This is a genomic window from Desulfosporomusa polytropa, assembly GCF_055380075.1.
Map to the genome: position 1 here is coordinate 4,899,519 of NZ_AP042400.1, position 14,720 is coordinate 4,914,238.

Below are 14,720 nucleotides of genomic sequence, written 5' to 3' on the forward strand. Positions count from 1 at the left end.
TCCATAAAGACCAGCAGGACGATTTTTCTGGTCCAGCTTATATTCACTGAAAGGGTAGACATGGAATCTCATTGTACTATTAGCTTATTTTTCGGCATATACATAATCTGAAATAGCATTGGCTAGGAGGGAGAATTTTATGCCGATAGATAACAAGACTCCTAAATGGCGGCATCAGTTAACATTGGTTGACCGGGAGGAACTCAATGTGGATGGAGTTGTCAGCTTAGGCAGTTATGATGAAAAAGAAATCGTTATGGAAACTGAGCAGGGGGTATTAATCATTAAAGGTGAAACGCTTAACATTAAGCAACTCAATCTGGAGCAAGGCAATATTATTATAGATGGAACAATCAAGGGCATGCACTACGAAGAAGAGTCACGCCAGAAAAAAGGCCTGCTGGAACGGTTTTTGAAATAAAATGCGCAGCCGGGCGTTGTCGCTGTGGCTGTTCTTGCTGTATGTATTTGTGGCTCAGGCTGTGGTATACAGTCTCGCAACCTGTTTGGCCGACTATAGCCGCCAGGCTCTATATGCAAAATTTACAGCAGAAACAGCTGATCGGCAAGAAGTTAAAGACTTGCCCTATGCTGCGATCATAAATCAGACTGGCACAAGGTACGGGGTTAGTCCAGGGCTTATTGCTGCTGTAATTAAGGCTGAGAGCTCGTTCGAATCTCGCGCATTATCTAAGGCCGGGGCTTATGGCCTTATGCAGGTTATGCCAGGTACCTGGCGGTTAGTCAATCGTCAGGTCCTGGTTTGCAGCGGCCGTCATGATGGGGAATGTAGCAGTGACTGTTTTTATAATCCTGAACTTAATATTGCGATTGGTACATGTTATTTGAGTCAACTAGCTAAACGCTATGACGGCCACATGGAATGGGCAATCGCAGCTTATAATGCAGGACCAGGAGCTGTTGACAAATATGGCGGGATTCCGCCGTATCCTGAGACAACAGAATATGTGGAACGAGTAGTGGGTTATTGGTATCAGCTAAGCGGACGAGTGCCGCCAGGTTGGTTAACAGCTGCAAACTGGGTAATGGTTGCTCACGCTCTAGGCTGGAGCAGTGGAATGACTGTTTTGGCGTTATTGTTAGTGGGCAGATATTTGTTTCGGCGATATCAATGCTTCCATTGGCGATAAAGAAGTTTGTGGGCACAGGCGGGTGGTGTTACGGAGGGGGTGAATAGGTGGAACTTTCGACGCAGGTTAAAACATTTTTGGTTATTGCGGCTACTGGCATAGTTCTCGGCGTATTGTTTGATGTCTACAGGGTATTGCGCTGGCGACTTAGGCCGCAGTGGCTAATAACCTCAGTTACAGATTTAATTTATTGCCTGCTTGCGTCGGCAATTGCGTTTGCCGCACTGCTTATTAGCAATTGGGGCGAATTTCGCTTCTATGTAGTAATAGCGCTAGTTTCCGGAATGCTTTTTTATTACCGCCTGGCCAGCCGCCATGTTAGGAAGTGTATTATAATCTTGTTTAAATTAATATCCAGGGCTTTACATATAAGCAAAAAAATTATTATTTTTACTTTTATCAGGCCGGCTGTTTTGGTTATACGGATGCTTTTTTGGCCAGCGAAATTCATGGGAAGGAAGTATAAATGTTGGTGCAAAAGCTGGCGACCACCACCGCCGCCGCCAGAAGAAATACCACCACCGTGATAATCAATATAATTTTTTATATAAATTTCCAACAACAAGAGGATTTGTTATATAAAGAGCGAATATAGTAACAATCAAGGAATAATGGTGATGTAAATGATTCAAAAAAATAAGACAACAAGACAATTTAGTTGGTTTCGACTATGTATCATGGTTATGGCTGGATACTTTTGTTATGTCTTTATTGGTCAACAAACTGAGCTTGCCAGAATTCGCCAGGAAGCTGAGTTGGTAAATACTCGCATGAACGAGGCCGTTGCGCTCAATACTAGTTTGGCGGCAGAAAAAGAAATGCTAAGTACAGCTGCTTATATCGAAAAGGTGGCCCGCGAACAGTTGGGTTTGGTGAAGCCGGGAGAAGTACCCTATATTCCTTCTCGGTAACGTCATTCTTGACACATTTTCACTGGCAAGAGTATAATATGGATTGCGGGTTCCAAAAATAAATAAAAAGTACGAGAGATTTTAAGGAGGAAATTTGATTAGTATGTCCATTGAAGTTGGCAGTGTTGTTGAGGGAGTTGTGACCGGCATAACTAATTTTGGCGCTTTTGTCGAGTTGCCGGGTGGAAAGGTAGGTTTAATTCACATCTCCGAAGTTGCTGACGTATACGTCCGCGATGTTAAGGATTTTTTGAAAGAACAGGACAAAGTGAAAGTTAAAGTCTTATCAGTAGATGATCGCGGCAAAATCGGCCTTTCTATTAAGCAACTGCAACCTCCTGCGCCAAGAAAACCGCATACCAACGATTTCCGTCGTCCTAATAGAGTGAACAGCTTAACCTTTGAGGATAAGCTGAGTAAATTTTTAAAAGACAGCGATGAGCGCCAGTCTGATTTGAAGCGCAGTACTGATTCAAAACGCGGCGGCAGCGGCGGTCGCGGTGGTGCTGGCGGCAGCGGCAGCAGTGGCGGGAGTGCTGGCGGCGTTGCGCGTTAGGGCGGAGCAGTCATAATGATTGGGTTTTATCGACAAAAAATGGAATAATTAATGATAATATAAGCAGGAACCACCTGGCAATGAGTCGCCAGGTGGTTTTTTAGCATTTGTATTGGAATATATGTCGGATTATTTTGTTACACAGGTGACGTAAACAGACAAATCTTTAATGGTAATTTATGTAAAATTCAAATTAAATGCAAGACACTTTTTTACAGGGGTGAAGAACCATGCCAAAAGTATCTGTTATTACGCTGCCTGAAGAAATTCTACAGACATCACCTGTGAGGCCGCCGGTGAATTTGGTACAAACAGAAAGGCCGGTTTTTGCTTTATGGGAATTCTTGGATTGGGTGAGAACCCGGGGGCAAGCTTTGTTTTATCAGCAGAATTTGCCGCTGCATATCCTTGCACTCCTTCTGGGGAGGGTATCGTTATTGGGTGAGTTGGCTCCATTTGGGTTAGCGCTTTTTGGTGCTGTTGCCAGTTTGGCCAGAGAGCGGGCAGTTGCTGTTGGGATATGGGCACTAGCCGGCGTGCTGAGTGCGGGCTTTTATCAGGAGGCAATCATATATTTGTTCGCAATGTTCTTATATTGGCGGTTGTCAGACAAGCTGACGCGGTATGGAAAAAAGGTACAGGCAGTTCCACTGTTTTTGTTTGGGTGTATGTTTTTAAGCGGTACAATGCTAACGCCGTGGCGGGATTTAAGTTTATATGGTATGTTGATGGTAATTCTTGATGCGACATTATGTATGGTATTGGCCTTCATCTTTCGTTATGGTGTGCCGCTGTTTCTGACCAATACCGGGGAGCGGCAGGTGGGGGCTGAAAATCTGCTTGGCGGCACAATTATGGTAGCTACAGCGGTTGCCGGTTTGGGCAGCTTGATGATATATGACTATAGTTTGCGCAATATGGCTGGATCGCTTATTGCCATGACACTAGCTTTTACCGGTGGTTCAGGCGTGGGTGCTGCGGTGGGGGTAATTACCGGACTGGTTATTGGGTTAAGTGATAGTGATGCGGCTGCGGTCATTGCAATGTATGCTGTGGCGGGAATGATTGGCGGGATATTTCGTGAACTTGGAAAACCGGCAGTGCTGCTTGGGTTTATTCTCGGTAGTGCTATTGCTGTGCTCTATTTGGGACAACCAAGTCAGCTATTGTTGGTGCTGGTCGAGGTGTCAGCGGCTGGAGCGGTCTTTATGTTAGTTCCTACTGCTAAACTTAGCCAGTGGCGGGAAACGTATCTTGATGAAGCAGATGATGCGAAGGTTGCTCAGAGGACGATTCAGGTGGCTGTGGAAAAACTGAATAATATTGCTGGTATCTTAAGTGATTTAGCCAAAACTGACGGTGCCGACAGCGAAAAGGAAGTTAATAATAATGAAAAAATAAAGGAAGAGCAGTTAGCATATATGCTTACCGCTGTCGGGGAACGGATTTGCGGCCCCTGTGAACGGCGGGGTGAGTGTTGGGAGCGGGATTTTTACCAAACATATCAAGCCATGTTGGACATGTTTGCGTTGGCTGAGGCTGGGAAGCTCAAAGTCGGGATTATGCCTGATCTTATCAAGAGTGTGTGCGTGAACCGCCAGGCACTGTTCGAACTTATTATTCAGGCAGCAAAAAGCAATCAGACCGATATATATTGGCGTAAAAAAATCGCAGAGTGCCGTCAAGTAGCGGTAGAACAGCTGCAGGAAACAGGTGTAATTATTGGCAATCTGGCACAAGAACTGAAAAGGGGTCCGCAGACAGACAACGAGGTTGCAGAAATGTTGGCAGAGCGGGCGGCTGTATTAGGGTGTCCGCTAAGTGAAATACAGGTAATTAGTGAACAAGGCAAGGTTAGGGTAGCAGCACAAAAAACGGTCTGCAATGGAACGCGGGAATGTGTCAATACGATTTTGCCGGTGACGGCCAATTTGCTGCAGGAGAAAATGGTATTACATGCAGACTGTGGCAATAAAATTTGTCATAAAAATTGCAAACTAACTATGGAGTTGGATGAACGATATCATGTGGAAACAGGTATGGCGACAGCTGCCAAAGCAGCAAGCTCACTTTCGGGGGATACCTGTGTGGTTCAGCCAGTCAGCCGGGGACGGACAGCACTCATTTTAAGTGATGGAATGGGTAGTGGTGAAGCTGCTGCTAGCAGCAGTGGGCAGGCTGTTAGCTTTTTGCAGAGGCTGCTCACTGCCGGATTTGAGGTCGATACGGCGGTCAAGATGGTTAATTCGATGTTGTTAATAAAAATGCCAGGCGATATCTTTGCTACTGTTGATATGGCGGTAGTCGATATGTTTACAGGCGAAACCGAGTTTTTAAAGGTAGGTTCAGCTCCAAGTTATGTTAAGCGAGTACGAGAAGTAACGACGATTAACCCAGTATCGCCACCAATCGGGATACTAGAGCATGTCGAAATTGAGCCTGTCAGACGCGTACTGGCTCCGGGTGATATTGTGGTTATGGTGAGCGATGGTGTTACAGATGTTGTTCATGGTGCTGACAAGGAGAATTGGGTAGCTAATTTCCTCCGCCGCACAGGCAGTGAACGTCCGCAAGATATTGCCGACAGGTTATTATATCAGGCCATGCAATTGTCTGGTGGCATAGCCAAGGATGATATGGCTGTACTGGTAGCTAAGGTAGCGGAAAGACCAGGAATTGTTCAGTGAATGTTGTAAAAAAGCAATTTCCAGACTATTAATCTGGAAATTGCTTTTTTACAGGTTTGGAGCTGGCTTCTCAAAGCCTACAAGCGGAATACGTTTATAAGGTAATTTTACTAACAGTTGCTCGGTGAGATCTTTAAAAATCACATCTGTATTTGTATCGACGCTTTCTGATTCTCTGTCGTATTTGACTACTTTAATTACATCATACCTCTTTAATAGGGCAGAGTAAGCATAACATTTCAACAAGATATCAGAGTCAATATATGTTTCATCATACCAAAAAGAATGTACTCTATCTTGTCTGACTTGCGACAATTCAACAACAACTACAAGGTCAGCAGATAGGTTATTGGCAAGTTCTGCCATGCTTTTTTCATCAGTTAAACGGGATTTTTTATGTTCAACTAAATAGGTGCTGGTGCCTTTTTTCACGGTATCATCAGGCAACAATGAATAATAGGGGTACTTGAAGGGCTTTTTTATGGTGTTCTGTATTATTTGAACATCATCGCTATATTTGAAGTTGGCTGTGTTAATCGGCGGTAAAACGGCCACGGTGATTGGTTCGATTGCAAAAGCGGGAAGAGCAGCAGCACAAAGGCTTAGCAATACGAGTAATACTTTAACGGAAGAAATTCCAAGTTGTCGAATATACATTGTGGAACTCAGTCCTTTCGAATATAGTTGGTAACTTATTTTATTATACATTATTGCGCAAGTTACTTATGCATAATTATGAAATGTTATGACATACTAGGAATTGCAGGTGGCCTAAACGGCATCTGATATGTGTAGAAACATTGTGATTGTAGCATTATGTTGAGTTTAAGGAGTTGAGTAACTTGAAAATATATCTCGTTATACTGGCAGCAGGTTTATGCACAGGTGTGGGAACATGAGCGTGCGTGTGGGCGTGCCACAAGGGTTATTGCATTTTCAGTATGGAACTGTATTGGAACGTTTTTTATCTGAATTAGGAGCTGAGGTGGTATTATCTGGTGAAACCTCGCGGCACACACTTGATTGTGGGAGTGTTCTTGATGAGATGTGCTTGCCGGCAAAGGTTTTTTTCGGTCATGCCTGTTATTTGCGTGATAAGGTAGACTATTTGTTTTTGCCACGGATTGTGAGCATTAGACAGGGGCAGTACACCTGCCCTAAAATTATTGGTATGCCTGATGTGCTCAGAAACAATGTGGGTCAGCTGCCGCCCATCATTGATACAAATATTGATATGCGGCAAAAAAGCAGGCAGTTGTACCACGCTATTGTTACTGTGGGTCAGTTGTTGGGTTGCAGTGTAGCGACTAGCCTATATGCTTGGTTTCGGGCTTGGCAGTATCGAGCACGAATCCAGCCTGTGGAGTGTGCGTATGATGGTCGGCCACGGCTTGCGCTTATCGGTCACCCGTATATTATTTATGATCGCCAGGTTAGTCTGGGCACTTTGGAAAAATTGAAAAAACTAGGGATGCAGGTTTTTACTCCGGAAATGGTGGAGTTTGAGGAAATTAATCGCGCTGCGGCAAGACTGGAGAAAAAACTTTTTTGGTCTAATAGTCATACGATTGCTGGTGCGGCTATGGCGCTCATGGCGGGGAACCGTCCCCTAAGTGGTATTATATTTATGACCTGCTTCGCGTGTGGACCGGACGCGATGGTAGGAGAGCTTATTCGGCAACAAGCCAGTTACTTGAATATCCCCTGCATGCAGCTGTCACTTGACGAGCATACAGCGGAGGCTGGGTTAGTCACACGGCTAGAGGCCTTTACTGACATGGTTAAGCGGAGGAAAAATACGTGCTTATAACTTTTCCTCATATGGGTACATTGAGTATTGTCTTAAAAACACTATTTACTCAGTTGGGATGTCAGGTTTTGGTGCCACCGCCGATTACCAAACACACGCTAGAACTCGGGATGCGGGTTTCACCAGAAACGGTATGTCTGCCGTTTAAACTGACCTTAGGCAATTTTATTGAAGCCCTGGAGCAAGGCGCTGATACAATTATAACTTGTGGGGGCGTTGGTCCTTGCCGTCTAGGCTATTATGGGGTTATTCAACAAGGAATTTTGCAACAGTTAGGTTATCAGTTTCGAATGATTACGGTAGAGCCCAACTTGATAGAAGCTTATCGGCAGCTAAAGGTTGTTGCTCCTCATACGAGTTGGCGTCAAATATACAAGGCCTTTCAGTTGGCAGGTGCCAAGATGAATCTATTGGATGATATTAGTTGTGAGGTTAACCAGCTCAGGGCAGTTGAATCTGTACGTGGTTCGGTGAATAAGCTATGGGAACAAGCTGTTCAGGACATTGATCTGGCAGAAAGTTGCCAGGAGCTCAAGGTCTTGCGGGCGGAATTGTTGCAAAAGCTACAGGCGGTCACAGTAGTTCAGGTGGTACAGCCGTTACGGATTGCGATAGTGGGAGAAATCTATGTAATGTTGGAACCCTTTGTTAATCAGAATATCGAGCGGTGCCTCGGTGACATGGGGATTGAGGTCTCCAAGACATTGCTTTTAAGCGATTATGTCAAAGGTCAGTTGCTGAAACGCAAAAGCTATTTGGAATTATACCAAAAACTGGAGGATATGGCCGAACCCTATCTGGGGCATTCGGTTGGTGGCCATGGTCTGAAAAGTATTGCATATACTATTTTGAAAAAACAACAGGGATATGACGGGATTATCCAAATATATCCATTTGCCTGCATGCCAGAGGTGGTAGCCAAGAATATTTTGCCTAAAGTTAGTCAGGATATTGATATGCCAGTACTTACACTGGCATATGATGAGCAGACCGGTGAGGCGGGTATTAGGACAAGACTGGAAGCCTTTATAGATTTATTAAAATATCGGCAGACTAAGCTGCCAAGTATATAGGCAAAGGCACTGAGCTACAGGGCGAATAAGCCCTGTTCCTTTTTTACGCAGCAAACGCTAGCATAAATGGTAGCGTGAGGCAGGAAAATTTAGCTTGTGGCGCGAATGGAAAACTAAAATGCCAACAAAGACTAAGGCAAGTAGGAAGCCGGGGATAGTAAATGCTTGATAAGGTAAAGACATGGATTAACAACTACCAGCTTATTAAGCCAGGCAGCCGGATTTTGGCCGCCTGTTCAGGGGGACCGGATTCACTGGCCCTGGTTCATATTTTGCATAGGCTGAAAGCTGAGTATGGTTTTAGTGTGGCTGTGGCCCATGTAAACCACATGCTGCGGCCAGAGGCGGCAGAGGAAGCTGAATTTGTTGAGGCTTTTGCAACTAGTCTTGGACTAACGTGTTCAGTTACGAACATCAATGTATTAGCCTATAGTAAGGCCAATAAAATATCCTCACAGGAGGAGGCCGCGCGGCTGCTTAGGTATCAATACTTGCGCAGGATTGCTGCCGAGTGGGGCGGGGCACAGATTGCCACAGGCCATCACCGCGATGACCAAGTGGAAACAGTGCTGCTTAATTTCTTACGGGGAGCAGGTAGTGGGGGGCTGAGGGGGATGAAACCGCTAAACGGTGATGTTATGCGCCCACTACTTGCTGTCAGTCGACCGGAGATTGAGGCTTATTGTGAGGAACAGGGGCTGCAGCCGCGGCATGACAGCACAAACTTTACGACAGAGTATCGAAGGAACCGAATTAGATTAGAGCTATTGCCTGCTTTGGAGGAAAGTTACAACCCAGCCATCAGGGAGGCCATCTGGCGGTTGGCTTCGCTGGTAGGAGCTGAACACGATTATATTCGCGGAGAAGCTGCCAAGCTCTGGGGGAAGGTGGCGACAGCGGGTGACAGCATCACTATCGAAAGCCAGGGGTTAGCCGCTTTGCCCGCAGCATTGCAGCGAGAGTTAATTAGGCAGGCAATTGAGAAAAAACGGGGGGCACTAACAGGAATAAGCTTTGAGCATGTGGAAAAATTACTTACTATGGCGCTCTCAGGTACGGTAGGTTCTTTGCTGACTTTGCCTGGCGGGCTTATTGCCAGAAAAACATATACAGGTCTTGTGGTGGAAAACGGCGTTTTGTATCAACCCCAACCTGTACCTGCAAAAAGGGTTGAGCCAGTGGCACTTGTAGTGCCTGGTAGTACGACTATTGGTAGTAGTACAATAGTGGCAGAACTGGTGACAGCACTGCCGCTAAAAAAGGGGGAAAATACCGCAGTCTTCGATCTTGAGAAACTGACCTTGCCGCTTATTGTGCGGTCACGATTGCCTGGTGATAGATTTCGTCCCATGGGACTCAATGGCAGCAAAAAACTCAAAAAATTTCTTATCGACCATAAGGTTCCTGAAGCGGTGCGCGACGATGTTCCTATTGTTGTTGACCAACAAGAAATTATCTGGGTGGCCGGTTACCGCCAAAGTGAGCATGGGCGGATTGATGAAACTACAAAAAAATTTTGCAGCTTAGCATTACTAAACGGGAGGAATTTTGAATATGAGTAATAATATGATGGATGACCTGGAAAAGATATTATTTAGTGAGACAGAAGTTGCTAGTCGAATTAAAGAATTGGGTGAAGCTATTACCAAAGATTACGCAGGCAAAGAAATATTAATGATTGGCGTTTTGCGTGGTGCCGTAATCTTTATGTCAGATTTGGCCCGCTCCATCAAATTACCGGTAGCCATTGACTTTATGGCTGTATCCAGCTATGGGGCTGCGACTTCCTCTAGCGGTGTTGTCCGGATTTTAAAAGATCTTGATGAGGATGTGGAAAATAAGCATGTGCTTATTGTGGAAGATATTATTGACTCAGGACTGACCTTAAACTACCTTATGGATAATTTATGGTCTCGTAAACCTGCCAGCATTAAGATTTGTACGCTTTTAAATAAGCCTGATCGCCGTAAGGTAGAGGTTCCGATTGCCTACAATGGTTTTACTATTCCTGATTACTTTGTCGTGGGCTATGGCTTGGACTTCGCGGAAAAATATCGCAATTTCCCTTTTATCGGCGTACTTAAACCAGAAGCGTATGAGGGGTAAATGTTTTTCCTTAATTGTCAATTTTTATTTAGTATGCTATAATTATGCGATATGAATGCTACCATGTCTCTAATGCCGTTTCTATGGTCCAGCGAGAGGAGGCTGCTTGTTGAACAAGTTTTTCCGAAATGTCAGTTTTTATTTGTTGATTATCATTATAGCCATATCGATAATCGACTACTATTCATCACGGACGACACCCAAACAGGAAGTTAGTTACACTCAATTCCTGAAACAAGTTGAAGATCAACAGGTTGAGCGGGTAACCATTGTCGAGAATACCATTCGCGGCAAGTTAAAAGATGGTCAGGAGTTTTCTACTATTACTCCAGACGATCCGACGCTAATCAACCAACTGAGGGAAAAGGGTGTTGATATTAAGGCGGAACAGCCGCCGCAGCCACCGTGGTGGACGACAATCTTTTCATCTATTTTACCAATTCTCTTGTTAATAGGTGTATGGTTTTTTATCATGCAGCAAACACAGGGTGGCGGTAACCGGGTTATGTCTTTTGGTAAATCCCGGGCCAAACTGCATGGTGAGGATAAGACTAAGGTTACATTTAGCGATGTAGCTGGAGCCGATGAAGCCAAGCAGGACTTGGAAGAGGTCGTTGAATTCTTAAAGCACCCTAAAAAATTCAATGATTTAGGGGCACGTATCCCTAAAGGTGTACTTTTATTTGGGCCTCCAGGCACAGGTAAAACACTGTTAGCCCGTGCGGTAGCTGGTGAAGCCGGCGTACCTTTCTTTAGTATCAGTGGTTCCGATTTTGTGGAAATGTTTGTTGGTGTTGGTGCGTCTAGGGTGCGGGACTTGTTTGAACAAGCCAAGAAAAGTGCTCCCTGCATTGTGTTTATCGACGAGATTGATGCTGTTGGTCGTCAGCGGGGCGCTGGCCTAGGCGGTGGTCATGACGAGCGTGAGCAGACGTTGAACCAATTACTTGTAGAGATGGATGGTTTTGGCGTTAATGAAGGCATTATTATTATTGCCGCTACCAACCGTCCGGACATTCTTGACCCGGCACTTTTGCGTCCTGGTCGTTTTGACCGCCAGATTGTGGTTGACAAACCGGATGTCAGAGGTCGTCAGGAAATACTCAAGGTGCATACTAAAGGCAAACCCATCGGCGAGCAAGTTGATCTTGATGTTTTGGCGCGGCGCACCCCTGGTTTTACGGGTGCTGACTTAAGCAACCTGGTTAATGAAGCGGCACTGCTAGCAGCTAGGCGCAGTAAACGGCGCATTGACATGCCGGAAATGGAAGAAGCTGTTGAACGGGTCGTAGCCGGGCCTGAGCGCAAATCCAAGGTCATCAGTGACAAGGAAAAAAGGCTGACTGCGTATCATGAAGCTGGTCATGCTCTTGTTGGCATGATGCTTACCCATACTGATCCTGTGCATAAAGTATCTATTATTCCCCGTGGACGGGCTGGCGGTTATACGTTGATGCTGCCTAAGGAAGACCGTTACTATGCTACCAGGACTGAACTATTAGAGCAACTTAATACGCTTCTTGGTGGACGGGTTGCTGAAGCTGTTGTATTGGGTGAAATCAGTACTGGCGCACAAAATGATTTGGAACGTGCTACTGATTTGACACGTAAGATGATTACCGAGTACGGTATGAGTGAAGTATTAGGGCCAATCACCTTTGGTCGCCGTCAAGAACAACAGGTTTTCCTCGGACGGGATATTTCTCGGGATCGCAACTATAGCGAAGAAGTAGCCTCCTCAATTGACAAAGAAGTTCGGCGGTTGATTGAAGCGGCTTACACTAAAACCGAAGAAATGCTCAAAGAAAATATTGATAAATTGCACCTGGTTGCCAATGCGCTTTTGGAACACGAGACACTGGAAGGTGATCAATTAGCGCAACTGTTAAACGACGGTAAGATAACTGAAAAAGTAAAAGATAGTGATGATAATCCGCCGCCTGCTGATATAATACCACCAGTCACGGCCCAACCTGATCCTAATGATGATAGCGGGCCCAAAATTGTTTATAGTTTTGGCTTGGTTGAATCACGCTATTGATGTCAAAAACAGCAGGGGCTTCCCCTGCTGTTTTCTATATATTCCGCAGTCAAGAAGTTTGCAGGCGCAGGTAGGTGATGTATTGACCTACCTGCAAAAATATTTAACACGTTGTATAAATATATTCTACAATTAAAAATTGTTTGGACAAGGAGAGATACTTTGAAGAGGCTGTTTGCTTTTATTCTTATCATGCTATTATCTTCTGGTATTCTACAGGCTGCACCAGCTGTTTCACCAGTGGAGTACGAAAAGGGTGTAGTGGTATTTGTTGGCCCGCTTGATCAATCTATGCAGAAACAGTATCAGATGGGCAAGGGCGAGTTGGTCAGTATTGAGTTGAAAAGCGGTCCAGAGGCTGGCACGGTTGTGGATACGTTTAACTTTGTCTCAGAACGTTCCCCGTATGAAATCCGAGTCAAACCTGGCGATAAGGTCATTGTCGCAGTTACCCATGATTTTGGTAAAGTTAGTTATCATGTCAGCGATTTTGACCGCTTTGATTATGTGTATATATTGGCCGGGTTATTCGTGCTGGCACTAGTGGTATTTGGCGGTTTTATTGGGATCAAGTCGGTATTAGTTATTGCGTTTTCTATGCTGGTGATATTTAAGTTTTTCATTGGACAAGTGATGATTAACCACTACAGCCTGACATTGCTAACACTGGTGGTAGCTGCAGTTATTGCTATGGCGACACAACTTGTGGTCAGTGGTTTTTCCAAAAAGACACTGGCTGCTGTATTGGGCACTATCGGTGGAGTGGCGGTAGCGGGCTTGTTGTCGATATTGTCTATTAAACTTATGCATTTGACAGGCTTAGACTCCGAAGAAGCTATGGTGCTTAAGGCTTCCGTGTTGTCGGGGATTGACTTTCAAGGGATATTGTTTGCCGGTATGGTTTTTGGTGCACTGGGTGCTGTTATGGATGTCACAATCTCCATTGCTTCGGCGGTATATGAGGTAAAAAGTGTTCATCCAGCCATTAATTTTAAAGAATTAGTGCGGGCTGGCATGAATGTTGGACGGGATATTATGGGTACCATGTCTAATACCTTAATTTTAGCCTATGTTGGCAGTTCGTTACCATTGATGCTGCTTATCGCTGCCCAACAAAATGCGCCTATGCTAAAAATATTAAACCTGAATATGATTGTAACTGAGATTGCGCGGGCATTAACGGGCAGTATCGGACTGATTTGTGCTATACCGCTAACCGCAATTATAACAGCTGTGCTGTTAAATAGAAAATAAAGAGCAGAGCGAGGGAAAATGTATGGATTGGATTAAACCAGGCCGGGCTACAGGGCTTGGCAGCTTACCGTATCAGGATGAATTGACAGCAATCAAACTAATTGCCACGGCGATGCCGCATTGGCCGCATTGGCCGCAGCTACCGGCCAAGATGCCAGAGCAGGGTTTTGTTGTGCAATATGTTCAGCCGCTCATTAAACTAGGGGTATTAAAGGTTCCGCCATTAAAGGACCCCGTGTTTTGCCGCATGGAGACCGACTGGGATACGAATGCGGCTGCCTTTTATGAGGAATATATGGCATTTCTTATGAATGAGCCTGCTGCCGAGCAGACATTTGCTTTAACCGGGGAAGCTTTCGCTGGTATGGAGAGTTTCCTGCACAACTTTACCAATTTTTTTCCGCAAGCAGAAGGTGTGAAGGGGCATGTCAGCGGGCCGCTGACAGTGGGATTACAGATTAAGGATGAGCGGGGACGGGCTTGTTTTTATGATGAAGCACTGCGAGATATGCTGATAAAGTGTCTGGCTGTTGAGGCTGTATTTGAGGCTAGACGCCTCAAGACTCTTGGGTTACCAGTACTGATTTTTATTGATGATCCGTCGTTATGTTTCATAGGATCATCTAGTTATATTACCTTGACTAAGGAAATGGCGGCAGACGCTTTGGGTGTTATTATTGATGCATTGCATGCCGAGAATGTCAAAGTAGGGGTACATGCCTGTGCGGGTATTGATTGGTCCATTTTGTTTGCATTACCTGTGGATGTAATAAGCTTTGATGCCTATCACTATTTTACTGGTATGGCATTACAGGCAGAGGGGTTGGCTGGATATTTGAGCCGGAATGGCAAGCTGGCCTGGGGTCTTGTGCCCACTTCGGAGGAGGCGTGGCAGGAAACACCGGAATCTATCGTAGTGCGGTTTGAACAGCAATGCGCAGAGTTAGCTGACCGTGGCGTTGATAGCACCGCTTTGCAGCAAAATATCATTTGGACACCTAGCTGTGGAACGGGAGCGCTGCCTGTCGCGTTGGCAGAGCATATCTATGATTTGACTAAAAAGATTGTCGCCAAGGTATCGGCGTGATTAATTATAATCTCCACATTATTATCAGGATAACAATACGATTT

Annotated in this window: 14 protein-coding genes; 13 read left to right on the forward strand and 1 reads right to left on the reverse strand. The window is 45.1% G+C overall.

The window, feature by feature from the left end:
• The first annotated feature begins 139 nt into the window (after nucleotides 1-139).
• From yabP to spoIIE, 6 genes are all read left to right on the forward strand, one after another.
• Nucleotides 140-421: a sporulation protein YabP gene (yabP, locus tag ACZ449_RS24545; protein WP_464258667.1), complete on the forward strand. Its 282-nt coding sequence runs from the start codon at nucleotides 140-142 to the stop codon at nucleotides 419-421.
• A 1-nt stretch (nucleotide 422) separates the two neighbouring features.
• The gene (locus ACZ449_RS24550; RefSeq protein ID WP_464258668.1) at nucleotides 423-1,151 is read left to right on the forward strand and encodes a lytic transglycosylase domain-containing protein; all 729 of its coding nucleotides are present in this window, start codon (nucleotides 423-425) and stop codon (nucleotides 1,149-1,151) included.
• Nucleotides 1,152-1,198: 47 nt separating this feature from the next.
• Nucleotides 1,199-1,678, forward strand: a complete 480-nt coding sequence (gene yabQ, locus ACZ449_RS24555; protein WP_464258669.1) for a spore cortex biosynthesis protein YabQ — start codon at nucleotides 1,199-1,201, stop codon at nucleotides 1,676-1,678.
• A 96-nt stretch (nucleotides 1,679-1,774) separates the two neighbouring features.
• Nucleotides 1,775-2,062, forward strand: coding sequence for an FtsB family cell division protein (locus ACZ449_RS24560; protein WP_464258670.1), 288 nt, complete (start codon nucleotides 1,775-1,777; stop codon nucleotides 2,060-2,062).
• Nucleotides 2,063-2,165: 103 nt separating this feature from the next.
• A complete protein-coding gene (locus tag ACZ449_RS24565) occupies nucleotides 2,166-2,618 on the forward strand; it encodes a S1 RNA-binding domain-containing protein (RefSeq protein WP_464258671.1) in 453 nt (150 codons plus the stop codon).
• Between the two features lie 230 nt (nucleotides 2,619-2,848).
• Entirely contained in the window at nucleotides 2,849-5,305 is a 2,457-nt protein-coding gene (gene spoIIE, locus ACZ449_RS24570) for a stage II sporulation protein E (protein WP_464258672.1), read from the forward strand.
• A gap of 48 nt (nucleotides 5,306-5,353) precedes the next feature.
• On the opposite strand, the gene ACZ449_RS24575 is transcribed toward spoIIE, so the two are convergent.
• A complete protein-coding gene (locus ACZ449_RS24575; protein ID WP_464258673.1) occupies nucleotides 5,354-5,962 on the reverse strand; it encodes a hypothetical protein in 609 nt (202 codons plus the stop codon).
• Between the two features lie 238 nt (nucleotides 5,963-6,200).
• Between ACZ449_RS24575 and ACZ449_RS24580 the strand changes: the two genes are divergently transcribed.
• The 7 genes from ACZ449_RS24580 to ACZ449_RS24610 all read left to right on the forward strand — a co-directional run bounded on the left by ACZ449_RS24580 (nucleotide 6,201) and on the right by ACZ449_RS24610 (nucleotide 14,676).
• The gene (locus ACZ449_RS24580; RefSeq protein ID WP_464258674.1) at nucleotides 6,201-7,115 is read left to right on the forward strand and encodes an acyl-CoA dehydratase activase-related protein; all 915 of its coding nucleotides are present in this window, start codon (nucleotides 6,201-6,203) and stop codon (nucleotides 7,113-7,115) included.
• Complete coding sequence (locus tag ACZ449_RS24585) at nucleotides 7,106-8,188, forward strand: acyl-CoA dehydratase activase-related protein (RefSeq protein WP_464258675.1); 1,083 nt, start codon at nucleotides 7,106-7,108, stop codon at nucleotides 8,186-8,188. Before ACZ449_RS24580 ends, ACZ449_RS24585 begins: the two co-directional genes overlap by 10 nt.
• A gap of 161 nt (nucleotides 8,189-8,349) precedes the next feature.
• Nucleotides 8,350-9,750, forward strand: coding sequence for a tRNA lysidine(34) synthetase TilS (gene tilS, locus ACZ449_RS24590; RefSeq protein WP_464258676.1), 1,401 nt, complete (start codon nucleotides 8,350-8,352; stop codon nucleotides 9,748-9,750).
• A 4-nt stretch (nucleotides 9,751-9,754) separates the two neighbouring features.
• Nucleotides 9,755-10,294, forward strand: coding sequence for a hypoxanthine phosphoribosyltransferase (gene hpt / locus ACZ449_RS24595; protein WP_464261940.1), 540 nt, complete (start codon nucleotides 9,755-9,757; stop codon nucleotides 10,292-10,294).
• A gap of 109 nt (nucleotides 10,295-10,403) precedes the next feature.
• Complete coding sequence (ftsH, locus tag ACZ449_RS24600; RefSeq protein WP_464258677.1) at nucleotides 10,404-12,335, forward strand: ATP-dependent zinc metalloprotease FtsH; 1,932 nt, start codon at nucleotides 10,404-10,406, stop codon at nucleotides 12,333-12,335.
• A 162-nt stretch (nucleotides 12,336-12,497) separates the two neighbouring features.
• Complete coding sequence (locus tag ACZ449_RS24605; RefSeq protein ID WP_464258678.1) at nucleotides 12,498-13,589, forward strand: YibE/F family protein; 1,092 nt, start codon at nucleotides 12,498-12,500, stop codon at nucleotides 13,587-13,589.
• Nucleotides 13,590-13,611: 22 nt separating this feature from the next.
• A complete protein-coding gene (locus ACZ449_RS24610; RefSeq protein WP_464258679.1) occupies nucleotides 13,612-14,676 on the forward strand; it encodes a uroporphyrinogen decarboxylase/cobalamine-independent methonine synthase family protein in 1,065 nt (354 codons plus the stop codon).
• Nucleotides 14,677-14,720: the final 44 nt, after the last annotated feature.

Coding starts and splice junctions, on each gene's coding strand:
- yabP (WP_464258667.1), top strand. CDS start 140: ATGCCGATAGATAACAAGACTCCTAAATGGCGGCATCAGTTAACATTG.
- ACZ449_RS24550 (WP_464258668.1), top strand. CDS start 423: ATGCGCAGCCGGGCGTTGTCGCTGTGGCTGTTCTTGCTGTATGTATTT.
- ACZ449_RS24560 (WP_464258670.1), top strand. CDS start 1,775: ATGATTCAAAAAAATAAGACAACAAGACAATTTAGTTGGTTTCGACTA.
- ACZ449_RS24565 (WP_464258671.1), top strand. CDS start 2,166: ATGTCCATTGAAGTTGGCAGTGTTGTTGAGGGAGTTGTGACCGGCATA.
- spoIIE (WP_464258672.1), top strand. CDS start 2,849: ATGCCAAAAGTATCTGTTATTACGCTGCCTGAAGAAATTCTACAGACA.
- ACZ449_RS24575 (WP_464258673.1), bottom strand. CDS start 5,962: ATGTATATTCGACAACTTGGAATTTCTTCCGTTAAAGTATTACTCGTA.
- ACZ449_RS24580 (WP_464258674.1), top strand. CDS start 6,201: ATGAGCGTGCGTGTGGGCGTGCCACAAGGGTTATTGCATTTTCAGTAT.
- tilS (WP_464258676.1), top strand. CDS start 8,350: ATGCTTGATAAGGTAAAGACATGGATTAACAACTACCAGCTTATTAAG.
- hpt (WP_464261940.1), top strand. CDS start 9,755: ATGATGGATGACCTGGAAAAGATATTATTTAGTGAGACAGAAGTTGCT.
- ACZ449_RS24610 (WP_464258679.1), top strand. CDS start 13,612: ATGGATTGGATTAAACCAGGCCGGGCTACAGGGCTTGGCAGCTTACCG.